The following is a 19,648-nucleotide window of genomic DNA, read 5'->3' as shown; positions in this document are numbered from 1 at the left end:
CCCCCCCCCCCCCCCCCTTTCTTCCCCCCAAACCAAAAAAAACCCCCCCCCTTTTTTTTTGTTTTTTTGTGTCGGTCCGCGCACAAAACCACGCCGCGGTCGATCGCCTTCGCATTCTATAACGCCCCCGCCGCTTCCCTCACCGCTGGCTTCCGGACTACGATCGGCTCCGACAATCTTCGACCGATCGTGAGCCTGATGCTGCCCGCACCACTGACGCGAATTGCCGATTGGCTTCGCGCCTATACCGACAATCCCGATCCCCTCGCCGCCACTGGCAATCTGGTGGCGCTGGTGCTGGCCGGCAACGCGCCGTTTTATCCGCTGTATGTGGCGTTCGTTGCCGGCACCGGCGGAATGCCATGGCTGCTGCTGACGCTGCTGTCATTTCCCTTCTTCCTCGCCGTCCCCGCCCTCTCCCGCATTCAGTCGCGGCTTGGCCGCGTCGCGCTGGCCCTGATCACGACCGGCAACACCGTGTTCTGCACCTGGCTGATCGGCGAGCCGTCCGGCATTGAACTGTTTCTGCTGCCTTGCGCGATGCTGGCGAGCGTGTTGTTCCGGCCGAGCGAACGGCTGCTGATGTTGCCGCTCGCCGGTTTGCCGGTCGTCGCTTATCTGTTCCTGCACGGCAGCTACGGCGTGCCGCCACATCTCTACCAAGACACCGAATATGCCGGACTACTCTCGATGAACGCGTTCAGCGCGGCGATGATCTCGATCTTCATCGGCATGGTCTTCGCGCGGCTGTACGCTGATCCGGCCCGCTCGTAAGCCACAGAATCGACGATCCGCCTTATCCCCGCCGAACCCCGCATGCTATCCGGGGTGGGGGAATCGGCAGCGCATCGCTTCGGGTGCAGGCCTCAACGCCCTTGAGGATGGCAATGGCCGGTGGGGATCGCCGAGGCATCGAGCAAGCCGACCGGCACAGCAGCTGGATCGACGGCGCCGCCTTCGTGATCGTGCTGGCCGTCGCGGTCGGCATCGCCGGCGCGATGTGGGCCGCCTACGCGCACGCACCGGATCTGTTGTGGCGCGGTTTCTATCACGACCGCAATTCCCACTATAGCTTTGGCCTCGACCTTGCGCTGGCAGCGCGCAATCTCGATCCAGCCTGGTTCTTCGGCGAACTCGAAAAGGCCAAGGTCTGGCCGCCGTTCCACGGGCTGGTGCTGAGCATCGTGCTGCTGATCGGCGGCATCGACTATCGTCTCGCCATCGTGCCGAGTCTGATCGGCTGGGTGATGACGCTGGCCTTCGTGTGGCTGGTCGCGCGCCGGATGGTGACGAACCGGATCGACGGCCTGTTCGCCGCGGCGATCGCCACCATCCTCACCGCCGCCAGCCCTGCCTTCCGGCTGATCAGCACCGATGTCATGCTGGAAGGGCTTGGTGCCGGACTATCGGCCGCTGCGCTGTGGGCCTATCTGCGGGCGTCGGCCAAGCCCGACCAAGCCTCGCGATGGCGGCTGCTCGCCGTGCTGCTGACTGTGTTGTTCTTCCACAAGGGCAATTACTGGGGGCTGTTGCTGATCGCGTTCGGGATCGCATTCGCGTCGGAGCGCCTCGATGGCACCATGCAGCGCGCGCGCGCGATCGGGCGCATCAAGATCGGACCGCTCGCCGCCTCCGTGCTCCGCCAGCCGCTGCTGGTCATGGCGGCGCTGGTCGCCGCACTGGTGGCCGCCATCTATGCGCGCGGGCCGACTGCGCTGGAGCTGTTCGGCAAATCGATCTCGCTGTATCCGCCGGAGAACCTGACAACCCTCGCTTACGCGCTGCTGTTTCTGTGGTGGTCGCTGTTTTGGTGGCGCCACAGAGCCGCGATCGACACAGCGCTCGGCGTGCCTGGCCGCGCCCTGCTGTATTGGCACCTGACGCCGATCGCGATCTCCTTCCTGCTGCCGCACCGGCTATCGCGCTTTCTTTGGTTCGTCGGCCCGGCGAACAGTCCGCAAGGCAACACCGGCGTCTGGGAAGGCGCGCAGTTCTATTGGCGCGCGTTTACCGAGAGCTATCACGTGGCGCCTTGGATGGCGCTGCCGGTGGCGGCGCTGGCGCTGATCGGCGTGCTCGGCCTCCCCCGCCTCGCGCCCGGCGCCCGCGTCGTGTTTGTATTCGCCGCGGTGGCCTGGCTCGGAGTCATCATCCATCCGCAGCACCAGGGGCGCTTCATGTCGACCTGGGTGTTCGCCGTGTGGATCTGCTCCGGTGTCGGTGCTGCACTGCTGCTGCAACGATTGCGGCGCGCGCTGTCGCCCTGGGTCCGCGGCCTGGTCGCGGCGGCGGCGGTGGCGTCGCTGATCGCCCTCGTGATCGGCCGGCCGCTCCCCGGTGCGGTCTACGCGACGGCTATCCGCGCCAAGGATGGACCGACCGACCTCGATCTGATCCGGCGTTATCTGCCGGAGCTCGACCGCAGCCGCCAGGTCACGGTGTTCACGACCTTTGGGAGCAGCAAGCTGTTCGCTTGGGTGATCCGCGAGCATTGCCGCTGCGACCGGCTGGTCACCGACCCTTTCATCGACCGTCAGCCCACGCGCGCAGACGTCCGGGACCTGATGCGCCAGCGCATCGCGCAATCGACAGCCGATGTTGTCGTCATAATCGACGCCCCGGACAGCCGCTATTCATCGGAATTGCTGGGTTGGGACTATCCGCGGATGGTCGGCATCGTCGACGCGATGGCCGAGCAGACCCGCTACAAGAATACGGGGACCTACGAGCTCCCTGACAAACTTGGCCGCGCATCGATCTGGCGACGGATTTGATATCCGGGCTGCTTTTGCTGCATCGCAGCAGACAGCTCGTGGGATGCGGCAACTCGCCGCTATCTGCGATGCCCGGGCCGCGCAACTGCACTCGTGCGACCGCGGCTTGCGTTCAGTATCTTTCCCCAAGCCAAAAATAGTCGAATATCGTCAATCGTTCGGCTGCTATAAGCTTTGATAGGCGGATCAACCGCCCACAAGGCGCGCAAAGTGCCGGGAGCATCACCGACCGCGTCGACGGCGGGTGCTCGGGGAGGAGCAGGTTTGGAACACGCGTTAGAAGTGCGCAATGTGTCCCTTCGGTTCGGCGGCGTGCGCGCGCTGAGCGAGGTCAGCTTCGCCGTCAACGATGGCGAGCTGTTTTCCATCATCGGGCCGAACGGCGCCGGCAAGACCTCCATCGTCAATTGCATCTCCGGCCGCTACCGGCCGACCGAAGGCCAGCTGTTCTATCGCGGCCGCGATATTACAGGGCTGAAGCCCAACGCTCGCGCGCCGCTCGGAATCGGCCGCACCTTCCAGAACCTCGCGCTATTCCACCACATGAGCGTGCTCGACAACATCATGGTCGGGCGCCACCATCTGTTGAAGAACAACTTCCTGACCGGCGCGCTGTACTGGCTCGGCGCGCGGCGCGAGGAGCTGCAGCACCGCCGCAAGGTCGAGGAGATCATCGACTTTCTCGACCTGCAGTCGGTGCGCAAGGCGACCGCCGGCACCCTCTCCTACGGCCTGCGCAAGCGGGTCGAGCTGGCCCGCGCGATGGCGCTGGAGCCGAAGCTGATCCTGCTCGACGAGCCGATGGCCGGCATGAACTTCGAAGAGAAGGAGGACATGGCGCGCTACATCGTCGATCTCAACGAAGAGTTCGGCATGACGGTGGTGATGATCGAGCACGACATGGGCGTGGTGATGGACATCTCCAACCGCGTCGTGGTGCTGGATTTCGGCCGCAAGATCGCCGAGGGCGAGCCGGCCGCAGTGCTGGCCGATCCGCACGTCAAGCGCGCTTATCTGGGCGAGGAAGACGAGGTGCTGACCTATCCGGACGACCTGCCGTCGAATCCGCCCGCCGCGGAGCGCGTGGCATGATGGACTATATCGGCCGCGCCGCGGCAGCCGACACCTTCCCCAAACTGCTTCGCCTGAATGCGCGCGAATTCGGCACCGCCATCGCGCTGCGCGAGAAGGATCTTGGACTGTGGCGCGAATTCAGCTGGGCGGACTATCAGGCCCGCGTGCATGATTTCGCGCTCGGCATGGTCGAGCTCGGCCTCGGCAAGGGCGACGTCATCGGCATCATCGGCGACAACCGGCCCGACTGGGTGTCGGCTGAGATCGCGACCCACGCCATCGGCGCGATGAGCCTGGGGCTGTATCGCGACGTGCTCGACGAGGAAGCCGCGTATCTTCTGACATACGGCGAGGCCCGGCTGGTGTTCGCCGAGGACGAGGAACAGGTCGATAAATTGCTGGCGCTCGCCGAGCGGGTGCCGAACCTGCAGCACATCGTCTATTCCGACCCACGCGGGATGCGGAAATACGACGATCCCCGGCTGCTGCCGGCCGATACGCTGGCCGCGATGGGCCGCGCCCGCGCGCAGCGCGAGCCGCAGTTGTACGACCGCCTGGTCGATGCGACGCGCGGAGAGGACGTGGCGATCCTGTGCACGACCTCCGGTACCACGTCGCATCCCAAGCTGGCGATGCTCGCGGCGGGACGCGTGCTGAAGCATTGCGCGACGTATCTCGCCTTCGATCCCAAAGGGCCGGACGACGAATACGTCTCGGTGCTGCCGCTGCCGTGGATCATGGAGCAGGTCTATGCGCTCGGCAAAGGGCTCTTATGCCGGATGAAGGTCAACTTCGTCGAAGAGCCCGACACGATGATGAACGACTTCCGCGAGATCGCCCCGACCTTCGTGCTGTTCGCGCCACGGGTCTGGGAAGGCATCGCCGCGGATGTCCGTGCGCGCGTGATGGACGCTTCGCCGCTGAAGCAGAAGCTGTACGACACCGGCATGAAGGCCGGCCTCGCCGCGCTGGAGCAGGGCAAGCATTCGGCCTTCGCCGACGCCGTGCTGTTCCGTGCGCTGCGCGACCGGCTCGGCTTCACGCGGCTGCGCTCGGCCGCCACCGGCGGCGCGGCGCTCGGGCCGGACACCTTCCGGTTCTTCCGCGCGATGGGCGTGCCGCTGCGCACGCTGTACGGCCAGACCGAACTGCTCGGCGCCTATACGCTGCACAAGCCGGATGCGGTCGATCCCGACACCACCGGCGTGCCGATGGGGGCCGAGATCGAGATCAGGGTCGAGAATCCCGACGTGCAGGGCATCGGCGAGATCGTGGTGCGCCACCCCAACATGTATCTCGGCTACTACAAGAACGAGGAAGCCTCCGCCGCCGACATGAAGGACGGCTGGATGCAGTCCGGCGACGCCGGCTATTTCAACGCCGCCGGCCAGCTCGTCGTCATCGACCGCATCAAGGACTTGGCCGAGACCGCACATGGCGAAAAGTTCTCGCCGCAGTACATCGAAAACAAGCTGAAGTTCTCGCCCTACGTCGCCGAAGCCGTGGTGCTCGGAGCCGGCCGCGATCACCTCGCCGCGATGATCTGCATCCGCTACTCGATCATCTCGAAATGGGCCGAGAAGAAGCGCATCGCCTTCACCACCTACTCGGACCTGGCCTCGCGCCCCGAGGTCTACGAGCTGTTGCGCGGCGAAGTCGAAACCGTCAACGCCACCCTACCGCCGGCGCAGCGGATCAGCCGCTTCCTGCTGCTCTACAAGGAGCTCGACGCCGACGACGGCGAACTGACCCGCACCCGCAAAGTCCGCCGCTCGGTGATCAATGACAAATACGCCGACATCATCGACGGCATCTACGGCGGCAAGGCCGACATCCCGGTCGATACCACCATCAAATTCCAGGACGGCACGACTCAGCGGATCAGGACGTCGCTGAAGGTGGTGGATCTTGGTAGCGCCGCGGCACATGCGGAGGCTGCGGAATGACGATCGCCCTCCCCTCTGTCATGGCCGGGCTTGTCCCGGCCATCCACGCCTTCGACCCACCGCCAGCGCTGCAAGGCGTGGATGCCCGGGACGAGCCCGGGCATGACGTGGGGAGGCGGGACCAAAACGCTGCTGAACGTATCGCCGGCGAAATCAGCACGACGTCGCAATATTTTCAGACGTCATGCGCGGGCTTGACCCGCGCATCCATCATCCGAAGAGGATGGATTGCCGGGTCAAGCCCGGCAATGACGGGAGAGAACTCAGCATGAACTCGCATCTCCTGATCCAGCTTCTCGTCAACGGCCTCGTCGTCGGCACGCTGTATGGCGTCGTCGCGATGAGTTTCGTGCTGATCTACAAGGCCACGCAGGTCGTCAATTTCGCGCAGGGCGAATTGCTGCTGATCGGCGCCTGGGTGTGCTGGGCGCTGCTCGCCAAATATCAGATCCCGTTCTGGCTCGGCATGCCGATCACGCTGGTGTTCATGTTCGTGTTCGGCATCGCGATCCAGATCGTGGTGCTGCGGCCGATGATCGGCGAGCCGATCATCTCGGTGATCATGGTGACGATCGCGCTGTCCACCGTGTTTCAGGCAGCGCTGAGATGGATCTTCGGCGTCAATCCGCAGCCGTTCCCGCAGATTTTCACCACCCAGTCGGTATCGATCGCCGGCTTCCAGTTGCAAACCGTCTACGTCATGAGCCTCGTCGTCTCAGTCGCGATGATGATCGGCATGGCGTGGTTCTTCAAAGTGTCCAAGTACGGCCTCGCGATGCGCGCCACCGCGTTCAACCAGCAGGTCGCGCAGTCGCTCGGCATTTCGGTCAAGAGCGTGTTCGCGATGGCCTGGGCGATCTCCGCCACCGTCTCGGCGGTCGCCGGCGTCGTCGTCGCCGTGGTCAACGGCGTGTCGTCCGGGCTCTCCGCTTATGGCATTAAGGTGTTTCCGGCCGCAATCCTCGGCGGGCTCGACTCGATCGGCGGCGCCGTGCTCGGCGGCATCATCATCGGCCTATTGGAAAACATCGCCCAGTATGTCGACAGCGAATATCTACACTGGGGCAATCTCTACGAAATCGCGCCGTTCTACGTGCTGATCATCATCCTGATGATCAAGCCTTACGGCCTGTTCGGCACCAAGGACATCGAGCGTATCTGACCCATGGCCAACACCTCTTTGATCCCCGCCGGCGATTTCCGCAGCACCTACGCCGCCGACACCACGATCTTCCCGACCCGGACCAGCCGCAACATGGCGATCCTCGGCGCCGTGCTGATCGCGTTCGCGCCGCTGGTTCTGTCGGGCTACTGGCTCAGCATCCTGATCCAGATCGGCATTTTCGGCATTGCGGCGCTCGGCCTCAACATCCTGGTCGGCTTCACCGGCCAGATTTCGATCGGGCACGCCGCGTTCTTCCTGCTCGGCGCCTACACCTCGGCCTATCTCAACAACAACCTGCCGATCCCGGTGTTCTTCACCATCCCGCTCGCCGGAATTATCACCGCGCTGGTCGGGCTCATTTTCGGCCTGCCGGCGGCACGGCTCAAGGGACTCTATCTCGTGATCGCCACGCTGGCGGCGCAGTACATCCTGATCGACTTTTTCTCGCGCGCCGAATGGTTCTCCGGCGGCTCGGTGCCCGCCTCGGCCAACCCGTTCTCGCTGTTCGGCTGGGTGCTGCGCGGCGACAAGCAGTATTTCTACGTCGTGCTGGCCTATCTCTTGGTCAGCTACATCCTGGTCACCAATCTGATGCGCACCCGCGACGGCCGCGCGCTGGTGGCGGTGCGTGACCATTATCTCTCGGCCGAGATCATGGGCATCAACCTCACCAAATATCGCACGCTGTCGTTCGGGCTCGCCGCGTTCTTCGCCGGCATCGCCGGCGCGCTGTATGCGCATTACCAGCTCGTCGTTTCCAACGAAGGGTTCGGCATCGAGCGCTCGATCCTGTTCCTGGCGATGATCATCATCGGTGGCATCGGCTCGATTTCGGGCACGCTGATGGGCACTGCCTTCGTGGTGCTGCTGCCGGAGGCGATGGAGTGGATCAGCATGGAGCTGAAGGGCAGCGCGATCGACCGCGCGTTGCTGCTCAACAACAACCTCACCTTTCTGCGCGAGATCGCGATCGGCCTGATCATCATCGCCTTCCTGGTGTTCGAGCCGGACGGCCTCGCGCACCGCTGGCGCCAGATCAAGGCCTATTGGAAGCTCTACCCGTTCTCGCATTGAACGGGCCGAAAACAGACGCAAAACGACGTCAATAACAAAGCACTGGAGGAGACCACCGATGACGATGAAATCTCTCTTGAGCACTGCGGCCATGGCGCTGGTGATCGCCGGGGCTTCGGCAACCGCGCAGGCGCAGATCGCGATCGGCCATCTCGCCGATTACTCCGGCGGTACGTCCGACGTCGGCACGCCTTATGGCCAGGCCGTCGCCGACACCTTCGCCTACATCAACAAGAACGGCGGCGTCGGCGGCAAGCAGCTCAATGTCGACACCAACGATTACGGCTATCAGGTGCCGCGCGCGATCGCGCTGTACAAGAAGTGGTCGGGCGGCGACAAGGTCGCGGCAATCATGGGCTGGGGCACCGCCGACACCGAGGCACTGACCGGCTTCCTCGCCAACGACAAGATCCCCGATCTGTCCGGCTCCTACGCGGCGGCGCTGACCGATCCGGAAGGGACCAGCGGCAAGGCCAAGCCGGCGCCGTATAATTTCTTCTACGGCCCGTCCTATTCGGACGCGCTGCGCGCCGAGCTGATGTGGGCCGCCGAAGACTGGAAGGCCAAGGGCAAGCCCGGCGCGCCGAAATTCGTCCATATGGGCGCCAACCATCCTTACCCGAACGCGCCGAAGGCCGCCGGTGAAGCGATGGCCAAGGAGCTCGGTTTTGAAGTATTGCCGCCGCTGGTGTTCGCGCTGGCGCCGGGCGACTACTCGGCGCAGTGCCTGTCGCTGAAGAGCTCGGGCGCCAACTACGCGTATCTCGGCAACACGGCGGCGTCGAACATCTCGGTGATGAAGGCCTGCAAGGCGGCCGGCGTTGACGTGCAGTTCATGAGCAACGTCTGGGGCATGGACGAGAACGCCGCCAAGACTGCCGGCGACGCGGCCGACGGCGTGATCTTCCCGCTGCGCACCGCGGTCGCCTGGGGCGGCAACGCGCCGGGTATGAAGATTGTCGAGGAAGTTTCGAAAGTATCCGACCCGTCCGGCAACGTCTATCGCCCGGTGCATTACGTCGCCGCGGTGTGCTCGGCGCTGTACATGAAGGAAGCGATCGAATGGGCGGCCGCCAATGGCGGCGCCACCGGTGAGAACGTCCGCAAGGGCTTCTACCAGAAGAAGGACTGGGTGCCGGCCGGCATGGACGGCGTCTGCAATCCCTCGACCTGGACCGACAAGGACCACCGCGGCACCACCAAGGTCGACCTGTATCGCGCCAAGGTCTCCGGCGCGACCGACGGCGACCTCAAGGACCTGATCGCCAAGGGCACCATCAAGCTCGAAAAGGTCAAGACGGTGGATCTGCCGCGCAAGCCGGAATGGCTGGGGTGGTGAGCTGAAGGCGGGCGCGGACGTGCTCCCTCTCCCCGCTGGCGGGGAGAGGATCGGGGTGAGGGGGCGTCTCCGCGGGTCTAAATTGCTCGGCCCCGCGGAAGCGCCCCCTCACCCGCCCGGCTTGGCTACGCTACGCCGGTCGACCTCTTCCCGCGCGCGGGGAGAGGTTCAACGCCGCTTCTTCCCACTCCCGGGAAAGCAATGAGAACCTCGGAGACTTGTCGTGGAAGCCGCACCGCAAACCGACAGCCGGCCGTCTGCCGCCACAGCCCCCGCCCCGCTGCTCAGCGTCCGCAACATCGAAGTCGTCTATGACGACGTCATTCTGGTGCTGCGCGGGCTCAGTCTCGAGGTGCCGCAAGGCGCGATCGTGGCGCTGCTCGGCGCCAACGGTGCCGGCAAGTCGACGACGCTGAAGGCGATCTCCGGCCTCTTGAAGACCGAGGACGGCGAGGTCACGCGCGGCGAGATCGTGTTCGATGGCGAGCGGATCGACGGCACCGATCCGGACAAGATCGTCCGCCGCGGCATCTTTCAGGTGATGGAAGGACGCCGCATCGTCTCCGACATGACCTCGCTGGAGAACCTGCGGCTCGGCGCCTTCACCCGCAGCGACCGCAACGTCGCGGCGGATATCGAGATGGTCTACACCTATTTCCCACGCCTGAAGGAGCGAACGGGCCTCGCCGGCTATTTGTCGGGCGGCGAGCAGCAGATGCTGGCAATCGGGCGCGCACTGATGGCCCGGCCGAAGATGATCCTGATGGACGAGCCATCGATGGGCCTGTCGCCGCTGCTGGTCAAAGAGGTGTTCTCGATCATCAAGCAGATCAACCGCGACCTTGGCGTCACCATCCTGCTGGTCGAACAGAACGCCCGCGCCGCCCTTTCGGTCGCCAGCCACGGCTACATCATGGAGCAGGGCAAGGTCGTGCTCGACGGCACCGCCGACGAACTGCGCGACAACGAGGACGTCAAGGAGTTCTACCTCGGCGGCGCCGGTGACCAGCGCAAAAGCTTCAAGAACCTGAAGAGCTTCAAGCGACGCAAGCGCTGGCTGTAACGCACTCCTCAGGCTCGCAAATGGAGCCGAACAAGCCGCCGCAACCGGGCGCGCGGCCCGGCCTCATCGAAAAGTGAACCTTCTGCGGTAACTAACGACCTATGATGAGAGGAGCGCTCAGCCTAGCGGGCGCGCGCCCGCATCCCGGCCGAGGCCATGACCTGCTTTAGCGATCCTGCTCGATCGGCAGCACCGATCAAAACCAGCACACAGCCGCAACTACTGATCGCCCCGGATGACAGGGCGTGGTGAGACGGGTCGGCAGGGCAGCGCGAGCGCCTTCAACTGCTCTACAAACTGGCTGGATCCTTTCCCCACAATGCTTAAGTCAAGAGCGGACGGAGGTCGTCCAGTCAACGTTCCGAAACGAGGGCACCTCTCTGGATCGCCTCACCGCTGGAATTCGCCTGTATGCTGGTTGAACTCAAACGAAGATTACGCGCCCTGATCATCGATTGGCTGGAGCTGCACCCGGAACAGGCAGGACGAACTCCGCAGAACAGCGAGCAAGTTCATCTCAAAGTCAGCGAACTGCAGGACCGGGTCGATCGATTGGAGCACGCGCTCGCCGATCGATTCGGCGCCGGTCTGGACAAGCGCATCGCCGCAGCATCGCGCGAGGGAATTCCACGGACCGACGAACTGCAGCTGCGCTTGTTCGCCCTGCAGCGACTCGTGGTCGGATCACCGAGCGCCCGCCCGCCCGGCGCGCGCGAAGCCGTCGCCAAGCTCGGCAACCCCGCCGTGGCGGTCATCCTTCCGACTTATAACCGCGCGCGATTTGTCGGCGAGGCGATTGCAAGCGTGCAAGCGCAGAGTTTCCCGGCTTGGGAGCTGGTGATCGTCGACGACGGCAGCAGCGACGAGACCGAACACGCCGTCGCGCCATTTCTCGGCGATCCCCGTATCCGCTACATTCGCCAGCAAAACACCGGCAGCTCGGTCGCCCGCAACCGGGGCCTCGACGAAACATCTGCTCCGTTGGTCGCCTACCTCGATTCCGACAACACCTGGTACCCGGACTTTCTCGCACTCGCCGTCGATCAACTGGCGGTGCATACCGAGGTCGATTTCGTCTACGGCGCGCTCGTCACTTTCCTCCACAATCTGCCATCGGCCTGCATCCTGTGGGAGCCGTTCGACCGTGCCCGGCTGGAGGTCGGCAACTTCATCGACACGAATGTGCTCGTCCATCGGCGCGAGCTCGTCGCCCGCTACGGCGGCTGGGATCCGAATCTCAGCCGGCTGAACGATTGGGACTTCGCACTCCGTTGCACCGTCGACAAGCCGGCCCACGCATTGAACGCACTCGCGGCATATTATCGGCAGGTCGACGACATTCGGGTGAGCGAGACGATCGACGCCGAAAAGGAACAACAAATCATTCGAGCCAAGCTGTCACGGGCGAAAACGACGGACAGCATTCCGGTTGCCTCTTAGATCCAAGGATCCCTCGCAAAACGGCATCGGCGGACCTTACGCAATCGAAGAGCTACGCGTAGCTGATACAATCGCCGCCGACCACGCTGATCGTCGCGCCTTCATTCGCACAACGCCCGCAATCATCGCACGGTGGACAGCAACACAGCCGCCGAATTCCACACCGCTCAGCCTGAGCTCGGCCTTCCGCCAGCACCAGTCAAATCGCTCGCCATCTTTCCACTCGCAGCGAACAGCGTCGCTGCGGCATTGTCACTGCCGGTAACAGTCGCAATGCGACCGCACTCGGCTGAGGGTTTGCTGCAGGCCAGCCTCAATTGGGAACGGTTCCGCAACGCAGTCGCAGCGACTTTCCGACGTGTTGACAACGGCGACGTCCGGGCCGAGGTTTTCCTGCGCAGAATGCAATGGATGCGGACCGCCAAGGTCTCGTTTCGTCGAGTATCCGGCTACTCTCCGAGGCAAAGCTGTTGCCGCGTGGCGGTCGCCCCTGAAGATCAGGCAACCTTGCATGAATATGCCGCTTCAACAGACACCTGGCGGCAATCGGAGCCCTTCCTCGATGAATGATGTGCCTGCCCCCGCGGATTTTCGAGTATTTCTCTCGCTTCCGTCATTCTGGTCGCCGCAATATTCGTGTCGCTCGGCCTGGATCGAGCATGCGCCGTTTGCGTTCTGGCTCACGAACACAGTCAAACCTCGACGACTCGTCGAGCTGGGCACCCACGCCGGCTTTTCATACTTCACTTTCTGTCAGGCGGTACAGGCATCCGGCATTGGCACCACTTGCTATGCAATCGACACTTGGGAGGGAGACGAGCACGCCGGGATGTATGACGAAAGCGTCTACGCTGGCGTCAACGCGCATAACAATCAATATTACGCAACGTTCTCACGTCTGGTGCGTTCGACGTTCGACGACGCGTTGCCGCATTTCGAAGACGGTTCGATCGACCTCCTGCATGTCGACGGACGGCACTTCTACGACGACGTCAAGTACGACTTCGAGAGCTGGATCCCGAAGCTGTCATCGCGTGCAGTGGTACTGTTCCATGACACCAATGTTCGCGAGCGCAACTTCGGTGTCTTCAAGTACTGGGCCGAGCTGTGTGAGCGGCATCCGCACTTCGAATTCTATCACGGCCACGGTCTCGGTGTATTGGGCTATGGCGACGAACTTCCAGAGGAACTGCGTGCGCTGTTCGCCACCTGCTCTCAGCAGGGTACCGCGGTCGCGATCAGGCAGGCCTATAGTTGCCTGGGAGGTGCCGCTCGCGTGCAGTGTGAGACCCAACTCGAGCATGACAAGGCCGCAGCATTGGAAGCGGCAGCGCAGTCGGACCGGGAGAGGGTCGAGGCGGAATTGGCTGTCTTGCGTCAGGAGAGCGCCGAGCGGGCGGCTCTGATCGCAACCCAAGCCGAACAGCTGGCGCAAGTATCCCAGCAGCTTCTTCAACGTCAGTCGGAATACAACAAATTGTCGCAGGAATTGGCGGCGTCCTGGGCCAGAATAGCCGAACTGGATCGCGAAACCGCCAATCTCAAAACCACCAATCGTGGCTTGAAGGTTCATGTCGATTGGCTGGAAAGCCGGAATGCCGCGCTCGAAGGCGAGTTGCAGCACCGCTCTCAGGAGCTTGCCGAGTCGGCCCGGCTTACCCAAGCGGTTTACGACAGTTCGTCCTGGAAATTGACCAAGCCGCTTCGCTTTGCGAGACGTCGCCTGCGTAGTGGCGCTCGCTCCTTGGCCGGGCGCTTAGGTTTGACGCAACACACCGCCTCGGCAAGCAGCGACACTCCGGCGACAGCGCTGCCCGGTCTGGAGCAGTTGTCGCCATCCGATATCGCGCGGATCAAGGCAAGATTCGATCAGGATTTTTACTTATCACGCAATCCGGACATCGCCGCCAACGGGATTGATCCATTCACGCACTACATGATCTTCGGATGGCGCGAAGGCCGGGATCCCACGCCGAATTTCTGCACCAACTTTTATCTACAATCCGCGCCCGATCTCCAGGCAAGCGATATCAATCCTTTCGTCCATTGGGTGATGCATGGTGAGGCGGAGCGGCGGCCCGCCGTGCCGATCTCAAGTCAATCGGAGACGTGAGGGCTCCAAGCCCGTCATTCCGCGGCGCGCGCGGCTGATCCGGAATCCAGATGATGCTTGACCGAACGGCTTTGCCAGCGGCATGGCTGGGTGCCTTAAACTTCGGGATAACGTGCTCCCTCGCTGACGTGAGCGCCCCGAAATGACGTACCCAATTCTGGACTTACATCGATCGACAATTCAGGCTGCTTTGACCACATCTCACCAGGGGGCCTCGGGCGACAGCAGTCGAGGGTCCACTCACTGGATATCCGTATCGAAGAACGGAAAATATCGAGGCTTGTAGCGCAGATTCCGGGAGCGATCGGCGATATGTCGCGCCGGATTGCCGCCGCAGATCGTATAGGGCGGCACGTCCTTGGTTACCACCGCACCGGCGGCGACGACGGCGCCCTCCCCCACTGTCACTCCCGGCATCAGAATGGCACGTGTTCCGATCCACGCATAGTCCATGATCGCGACCGGCTTCTCGATACAGACGAAGTCCGGATTTTGCGGGTCGTGGCTCAGCGTCTGAATCAGCGTGCCGTGCGAGACGTTGACGTTGTTTCCGATGTATAGCGGCACGCGGCCGTCGAGATAGCTGCCGCGATTGATCACCGTGTTATTGCCGATTGTGATGCACGTGCCGGTGATAAAGCAGCCCATGGCTATGCTGGAGTCCGCTCCGATCCGCACGTTGCAGAACCGCCGCAGATAAGCATGACGAATGTGATAGGGCGTCCAGTTCATGAACAGATGATTGCCCAGATAGAATCTGAGCGCCGACGAAAACCGCCGCAACCAGCCTCTAATATTCATCGCTGCAGAATGTCCTTCAGCACATCCACATATTGACTAACGATATTTTCAAATCTGTATTTCTCGAAGATTTTGTCGCGTCCGCGCCGCCCGGCGTCGGCCCAGCGCTGGCGGTTGTCGGCGAAATCGATCATCGCTCGCGCCAACCTCGGCGCCGTCTCGTACTTCCGCCTCGAGTATGCAAGTTCGTCCAGCCTTGCGCTGTTGAGATTGGTCACGTCGCCGTACTCGTTGGCCACGATGAGGCCGATGTCATTTTTCTCGATGACATCGCGAGCGCCGCCGGTATCGCTCAGGATCATCGGCTTGCCGTTGAACATCGCCTCGTTCATGGCGATGCTCCACCCCTCGAGGAAAGACGGCAGGAGAAACGCGTCCGCCATCCGGTGCAGCGGGGTCACGTCGTCGAAGTAGCCGGGCATCAAAATATGGCGGGATAGACCGGTTCCGCTCAGGTACCTTCTTAGCTCCTCGATATGCGGCGGATAAATCACATTGCCAACGCAGAGGATCTTGATGTCGGAGCGCAGATTCAGAATCAGGCTCATCGCATCCGCCATCAAATAATGGCCCTTGTGAAGATTGTAGGAGGCCACGTTAAGGAACACGTAGTCATCCGCGCCGAGTCCGAACTGCGCCCGTTCCGCAGGCACCGCCGCGGCCTCCCGCTGCAGATGCTCCTCGACAATCAGGCCGTTCGGGATGGTGGCGATCTTACTCGGATCGATCCCGAGCGGCCCTGCCGCGTATTCGGTCGCCTTGCCTGACACCGAGATGTAACGGTCGACATAGGCGTCGTCCGCCTTGAAAGCCGCGACGCCCGCGGTGTCCAGCATGGCGTAGACGTTGTGGATGAAGGTCACGTTCGGGATGCCGCGTTCGCGGAAGACCGGATAGCCCAGACGGGAGAAATGAGACATCGCAATGTCGATGCGACGGCTTGCCACCAACGAGCGGTAGGCTTCCAGAGCGTTGGTCTCAGGCAGACTGACGACCTCCACGTCCGCAGCCTCGGCGACCCCGGCGAGATGTCCCGCAGGCCGGCACGACACAACGAGCGGCCGCACACCAAATTCCTTCAGGAGGATCGCAGAATCCAGAACGACCTTTTCCAGTCCCCCCTTGTCGAAGGCCGACACCTCGATCAGCGCCTGGATGTCGAGATTGCCCCGCACTTGCAGGTTCGCCGAAGCAAGCGATTTGGTCACATGCGTTGAGGCGCGACACCTCAACAGCCGCGCCGCACGATCCGGCGCCGTCAGGTGGCGCAGCGTGTCGATGGCCGGGCTGGAGGTGATGGTGTCGAAGAAGGCGGTCTTTGCACTGACGCTGCGCATCGGCAGCAGCGTGCAGATGAGATCGGAGAGACCTTTTCCCGACAGCGCCTGGAACAGCCCGAGGACCCGGCCGCTGTCGAATTCACCAGACAGTCCTACGGCGTTCTCGAACAACGCGTTGGCCAACACGCCGGCAATCTCGACCCGAACACTGTCGATCCGCTGCTTGATCGTGTTGGTCGGATGCACCCGATATTTGGTGTGAACGCGATCCACATCGAACAGCACCGCCCCACGTCCAAGAGCGGACAGCACGAACTCCAGATCGTGACAATAGCGCAGCGGCATGAACCCGCCGTTCGCCACCCAGGTCGCCTTCCGAAACACCATATTGGATGTCGTGGTGGCAAAGTTCTCGCTGATCAGTCCGATCTCGGTCCCGGCTTGCCGGGCGAAAGCAATCGACCGAGCCAGCCACTCCACGGTTGAGCCAGCCGTCACTGCGGCATCATTCTCGTCGATAATAGTCAGCCTTCCAAATATCAGGCTGAGATCCGGCTGCTGCGCGAACAGCTCGGCGCAGCGTTCGAGCTTGTCGAGTGCAAAGACGTCGTCAGAATTAAGCACGGCAATGAGGTCCGCCGTGGTCGCCCCGATAGCGCGGTTAAGGGCATTGTGCGCGCCGGCATTCGGCTGCGTCAGCACGCGTGCGCCTTCGACCCCGTCGAGCCTTCTTCGGCAGATGTCGACGCTGTCATCGGAAGAGCCGTCATCAACGACCACGATTTCGTCGGGAAGCCTCGTCTGCTTCAATACGCTATCGAGCGCCGCGCCGATGTAGCGGGCATGATTGTAGAGCGGCACCACGACCGCGACGCGGCTATCAGGCATTTTGACGATCCGGCACCGATCGTCCAAGGTTGCCCGGCAGCCGGACACCGAGTTGACGCAAGCACGACTTCAAGACTTCCCGGCCGGATTCCAGGGAGTAGTGCTCGCGAATGAACGCCATACCAGCCCGCGATATTCGCTGCCAATGCGCTCTGTCGTTGTGAAGTTTCACGACTTGTTCGGCAAATGCCTGCTCCGAAGTCGCCACCACAATCGTCTCATCATGGACTAGGCCCATCCCTTCGGCGCCGATCTCCGTGGCCACACAGGGCACGCCCAAGCCGACACTCGAGACAATCTTGCCCTTGGCGCCGGCACCGTAGCGCAGGGGTGCCACCGAGAGCCTGACGGCTCCCAGCGATGCCGCCAGGTCCTCGACGAAGCCGACCGCAACGACCCCGGCCACCTCAAGCTCGCGCAGGCGCTGCGGCATATGTGACCCGATGATATAGAATTGCAGGTCAGGTTGCCGCGCCAGAACCAATGGCCAGATCGATTTGATGAAATAGTCGACCGCATCGACGTTCGGCTGATGCGCGAACCCACCGATGAAGCAGACGCCGCTTCGCGCTTCGAAATCCGGCACGGCGTCGCAGCCCCATTCGCGGATCAACGGGATCGTGGTCACTTTGGCGGCCGCAACCTGCTGCGACAGCATCTCCGCCTCCCGCCCGGAAACCACAATCGTGAGATCAGCTCGTTCGATAAAGCCGACTTCCCTGGCACGTGTTTCCAAGGCCTTTTGAGCCAGGCTGGCGTCGAGCCGCAGCTTGGCTTCGCGCTGCTCGCGCAGGTGATGGATATCGACGGTATTGAAAATGATTGGTGAGCGGCTGCAGAATTCGCGCAGAATATCGTAGCATTCATCCATCATGGTCACGCGCGATACGAAGCACGCGACAATCGCCTTTGCGTTGAACAGAAGAAACTCATCGAGATTTCGATAGTCCGCCGAGGAAACGCATTCGACGCCCAGCGCACACAGCTCCCGTTCGCGCTCTTGATTGCCGCCAAATTCCCATTTCGCGAAGAAAAAGACGCGGAAGCCGAGCGAGATGAAGATGCGCATGAAGCCGATCTGATCCAATGAACCGGAATCTTGCTCCGGGCGTGGAAACAGCGCATCGATCATCAGCACCCCAGGTTCGCCACTCTTTCGCGGCCCGGCATTCGAGCACGGCCGGATCGATATGCTCGAAGACGCCGCAGCGCCTGCAATGTACTCGAGCAACGGATTGCCGCGATTGCTCCCGTGGGTCAGCAACCGGCCGTAAAGCTCCGGATTGGGATCCCTGTTCTCCTTCCAACCGTGGCGCAAATAGTGGGCGAGCGGATTCACCCCGGCACTTGCCACGTCGGCATTTACCGCGAGATAGTAATCGGAATGGAACAGGGGGTGCGGCCGCCGCCCCTCGACGCCGCCGAACAACGCAAAATGCACCAGCGGATTGATGCCGGATTCCATCACATCGGGATTCTGATTGAGGTAATACGCACTATCAAACAACGGGTGTGGATTGTACATCGGATTGCGAATGTAGTGCTCCAGCGCCGTCATCCCGCTGTCGCGAACATCGGGATATCGTTCCAGATAGCTCTTGGAATCGAACAGCGGATGCGGATCGAATCCCTTCTGCGCGCCGAAGTGGATGTAGTGCAGAGACGGCGGCATCTGGAACGCGACGACCTCAGGATACGTCGAGCGGTAGAACTCGTGGTCGAGCAGCGGATGAATGGAGCGATCCTCGGCGCGGCCCCGGGTTACGAAATGTAGAAGTGGGCTCAGCCCTGACACCGCGACATCGGGATACTGGGTACAGTAGTCAAGGGCGGAAAACAGCGGCAAGTCCTGGAGGTCAGAGCCGATCTCCATGCAGGTCTGCAAGATACGAAGCCTGAGAGATTCGGCTACGCCCCTGAATTTATTGTACTCCCTGACATACGCTTCGATAGCGTCGACATCTCTGGCGACGGAATCAAGCATCGTGGTCAGGCCGAGCCGCACCTTCCGTCCGAACCCATTGAGCAATGAGCCTCGGTTGGTGGCCGCCCAGTCCAACAACGGCAACAGCTTACGCACGGCAACCGCTGCATCGCCCTTGGCTACCTTTGCAGCCCGGCGCAGCCGCAGCAATTCGCCATATAGGACGTCCCGCTCATGGCTTACCTCCGCCAGTTCGCGCTGTGCCGCCGACAGGAGCATCGAGGCATCGCGAAGCTTGCGCGTCTTCAGATCGTCCGCGGCTGACTGGGTATTTGCCAGCGCCATGCGTGGCAGCAATGCGGGCGACCGCCGGCTCCTCACGGATTCATCGGCAGCCTCCAGTGCGCCGCCGTCAACGCTGAGCCAGCCGTCGAAATCCGACTTAACGACAATCAATTTGTCCATCAAATCCGCCAACGCAGTCCGAGCAATGTTCAATCATACAACGAATCAATTGAATTTGGAACCCGCAGCCGCACCCGTACTACGAATATCGCAACTATCAACCACCTTGTTATCACGTCCGCACTTAGCATCTTTGCCATAAAAGTATGGATCTGCCCACAGATCCAACTCAAGAACGCTGTTCTTGAATACCACTCGAACGAGGACGGACTGTATCCACGTATTAACTACTGATTATGATAATATGATTAAGTCAATTACTTTTACAAATTTGAATTTGTCAGTTTTACATCGTGTCGAGC

13 protein-coding genes and 1 pseudogene are annotated in these 19,648 nt (G+C 62.2%); 11 read left to right on the top strand and 3 right to left on the bottom strand.

The window, feature by feature from the left end:
• From D4Q52_RS15920 to D4Q52_RS15870, 11 genes are all read left to right on the top strand, one after another.
• Positions 1-774: hypothetical protein (locus D4Q52_RS15920; protein WP_234831214.1), on the top strand; the 774-nt coding region annotated here is incomplete at its 5' end.
• A 113-nt stretch (positions 775-887) separates the two neighbouring features.
• Positions 888-2,774 (top strand): glycosyltransferase family 39 protein, encoded by a 1,887-nt coding sequence (locus D4Q52_RS15915; protein WP_119857540.1) that lies wholly within the window; start codon positions 888-890, stop codon positions 2,772-2,774.
• A 264-nt stretch (positions 2,775-3,038) separates the two neighbouring features.
• The gene (locus tag D4Q52_RS15910; protein ID WP_119857539.1) at positions 3,039-3,866 is read left to right on the top strand and encodes an ABC transporter ATP-binding protein; all 828 of its coding nucleotides are present in this window, start codon (positions 3,039-3,041) and stop codon (positions 3,864-3,866) included.
• On the top strand, positions 3,863-5,794 hold the full coding sequence (locus D4Q52_RS15905) for a long-chain fatty acid--CoA ligase (RefSeq protein ID WP_119857538.1): 1,932 nt from the start codon (positions 3,863-3,865) through the stop codon (positions 5,792-5,794). The genes D4Q52_RS15910 and D4Q52_RS15905 overlap by 4 nt, the downstream gene beginning before the upstream one ends.
• On the top strand, positions 5,791-6,066 hold the full coding sequence (locus D4Q52_RS15900) for a hypothetical protein (protein ID WP_119857537.1): 276 nt from the start codon (positions 5,791-5,793) through the stop codon (positions 6,064-6,066). The genes D4Q52_RS15905 and D4Q52_RS15900 overlap by 4 nt, the downstream gene beginning before the upstream one ends.
• The gene (locus D4Q52_RS15895) at positions 6,063-6,956 is read left to right on the top strand and encodes a branched-chain amino acid ABC transporter permease (protein WP_119857536.1); all 894 of its coding nucleotides are present in this window, start codon (positions 6,063-6,065) and stop codon (positions 6,954-6,956) included. The genes D4Q52_RS15900 and D4Q52_RS15895 overlap by 4 nt, the downstream gene beginning before the upstream one ends.
• A 3-nt stretch (positions 6,957-6,959) precedes the next feature.
• Positions 6,960-8,033, top strand: coding sequence for a branched-chain amino acid ABC transporter permease (locus D4Q52_RS15890; protein ID WP_119857535.1), 1,074 nt, complete (start codon positions 6,960-6,962; stop codon positions 8,031-8,033).
• A gap of 58 nt (positions 8,034-8,091) precedes the next feature.
• Positions 8,092-9,372 (top strand): ABC transporter substrate-binding protein, encoded by a 1,281-nt coding sequence (locus D4Q52_RS15885; RefSeq protein WP_119857534.1) that lies wholly within the window; start codon positions 8,092-8,094, stop codon positions 9,370-9,372.
• A gap of 223 nt (positions 9,373-9,595) precedes the next feature.
• On the top strand, positions 9,596-10,435 hold the full coding sequence (locus tag D4Q52_RS15880; protein WP_119857533.1) for an ABC transporter ATP-binding protein: 840 nt from the start codon (positions 9,596-9,598) through the stop codon (positions 10,433-10,435).
• 411 nt (positions 10,436-10,846) lie between these two features.
• Positions 10,847-11,875: a glycosyltransferase family A protein gene (locus D4Q52_RS15875; protein WP_119857532.1), complete on the top strand. Its 1,029-nt coding sequence runs from the start codon at positions 10,847-10,849 to the stop codon at positions 11,873-11,875.
• Between the two features lie 562 nt (positions 11,876-12,437).
• Positions 12,438-13,988, top strand: a complete 1,551-nt coding sequence (locus D4Q52_RS15870; RefSeq protein WP_182915334.1) for a class I SAM-dependent methyltransferase — start codon at positions 12,438-12,440, stop codon at positions 13,986-13,988.
• A gap of 240 nt (positions 13,989-14,228) precedes the next feature.
• On the opposite strand, the pseudogene D4Q52_RS27020 reads toward D4Q52_RS15870, so the two are convergent.
• The 3 genes and pseudogenes from D4Q52_RS27020 to D4Q52_RS15855 all read right to left on the bottom strand — a co-directional run.
• Positions 14,229-14,444: pseudogene (locus D4Q52_RS27020) on the bottom strand (acyltransferase); the annotation flags it as partial.
• Between the two features lie 341 nt (positions 14,445-14,785).
• Positions 14,786-16,957, bottom strand: coding sequence for a glycosyltransferase (locus tag D4Q52_RS15860; protein ID WP_119857529.1), 2,172 nt, complete (start codon positions 16,955-16,957; stop codon positions 14,786-14,788).
• The gene (locus tag D4Q52_RS15855) at positions 16,950-19,346 is read right to left on the bottom strand and encodes a glycosyltransferase family 4 protein (RefSeq protein ID WP_119857528.1); all 2,397 of its coding nucleotides are present in this window, start codon (positions 19,344-19,346) and stop codon (positions 16,950-16,952) included. The genes D4Q52_RS15860 and D4Q52_RS15855 overlap by 8 nt, the downstream gene beginning before the upstream one ends.
• Positions 19,347-19,648: the final 302 nt, after the last annotated feature.

Source organism: Rhodopseudomonas palustris, assembly GCF_003591005.1.
GTDB classification, from domain to species: Bacteria; Pseudomonadota; Alphaproteobacteria; order Rhizobiales; family Xanthobacteraceae; genus Rhodopseudomonas; species Rhodopseudomonas palustris_K.
Note: the sequence above shows the minus strand (reverse complement) of the source record. Positions and strands in the feature narration are given on the sequence as shown.

What these genes read in the sequence shown, in the direction of transcription:
- D4Q52_RS15875 (WP_119857532.1), top strand. Translation starts at nt 10,847, where the DNA reads ATGCTGGTTGAACTCAAACGAAGATTACGCGCCCTGATCATCGATTGG.
- D4Q52_RS15900 (WP_119857537.1), top strand. Translation starts at nt 5,791, where the DNA reads ATGACGATCGCCCTCCCCTCTGTCATGGCCGGGCTTGTCCCGGCCATC.
- D4Q52_RS15885 (WP_119857534.1), top strand. Translation starts at nt 8,092, where the DNA reads ATGACGATGAAATCTCTCTTGAGCACTGCGGCCATGGCGCTGGTGATC.
- D4Q52_RS15895 (WP_119857536.1), top strand. Translation starts at nt 6,063, where the DNA reads ATGAACTCGCATCTCCTGATCCAGCTTCTCGTCAACGGCCTCGTCGTC.
- D4Q52_RS15860 (WP_119857529.1), bottom strand. Translation starts at nt 16,957, where the DNA reads ATGCCTGATAGCCGCGTCGCGGTCGTGGTGCCGCTCTACAATCATGCC.
- D4Q52_RS15890 (WP_119857535.1), top strand. Translation starts at nt 6,960, where the DNA reads ATGGCCAACACCTCTTTGATCCCCGCCGGCGATTTCCGCAGCACCTAC.
- D4Q52_RS15915 (WP_119857540.1), top strand. Translation starts at nt 888, where the DNA reads ATGGCCGGTGGGGATCGCCGAGGCATCGAGCAAGCCGACCGGCACAGC.
- D4Q52_RS15855 (WP_119857528.1), bottom strand. Translation starts at nt 19,346, where the DNA reads ATGGACAAATTGATTGTCGTTAAGTCGGATTTCGACGGCTGGCTCAGC.
- D4Q52_RS15905 (WP_119857538.1), top strand. Translation starts at nt 3,863, where the DNA reads ATGATGGACTATATCGGCCGCGCCGCGGCAGCCGACACCTTCCCCAAA.
- D4Q52_RS15870 (WP_182915334.1), top strand. Translation starts at nt 12,438, where the DNA reads ATGAATGATGTGCCTGCCCCCGCGGATTTTCGAGTATTTCTCTCGCTT.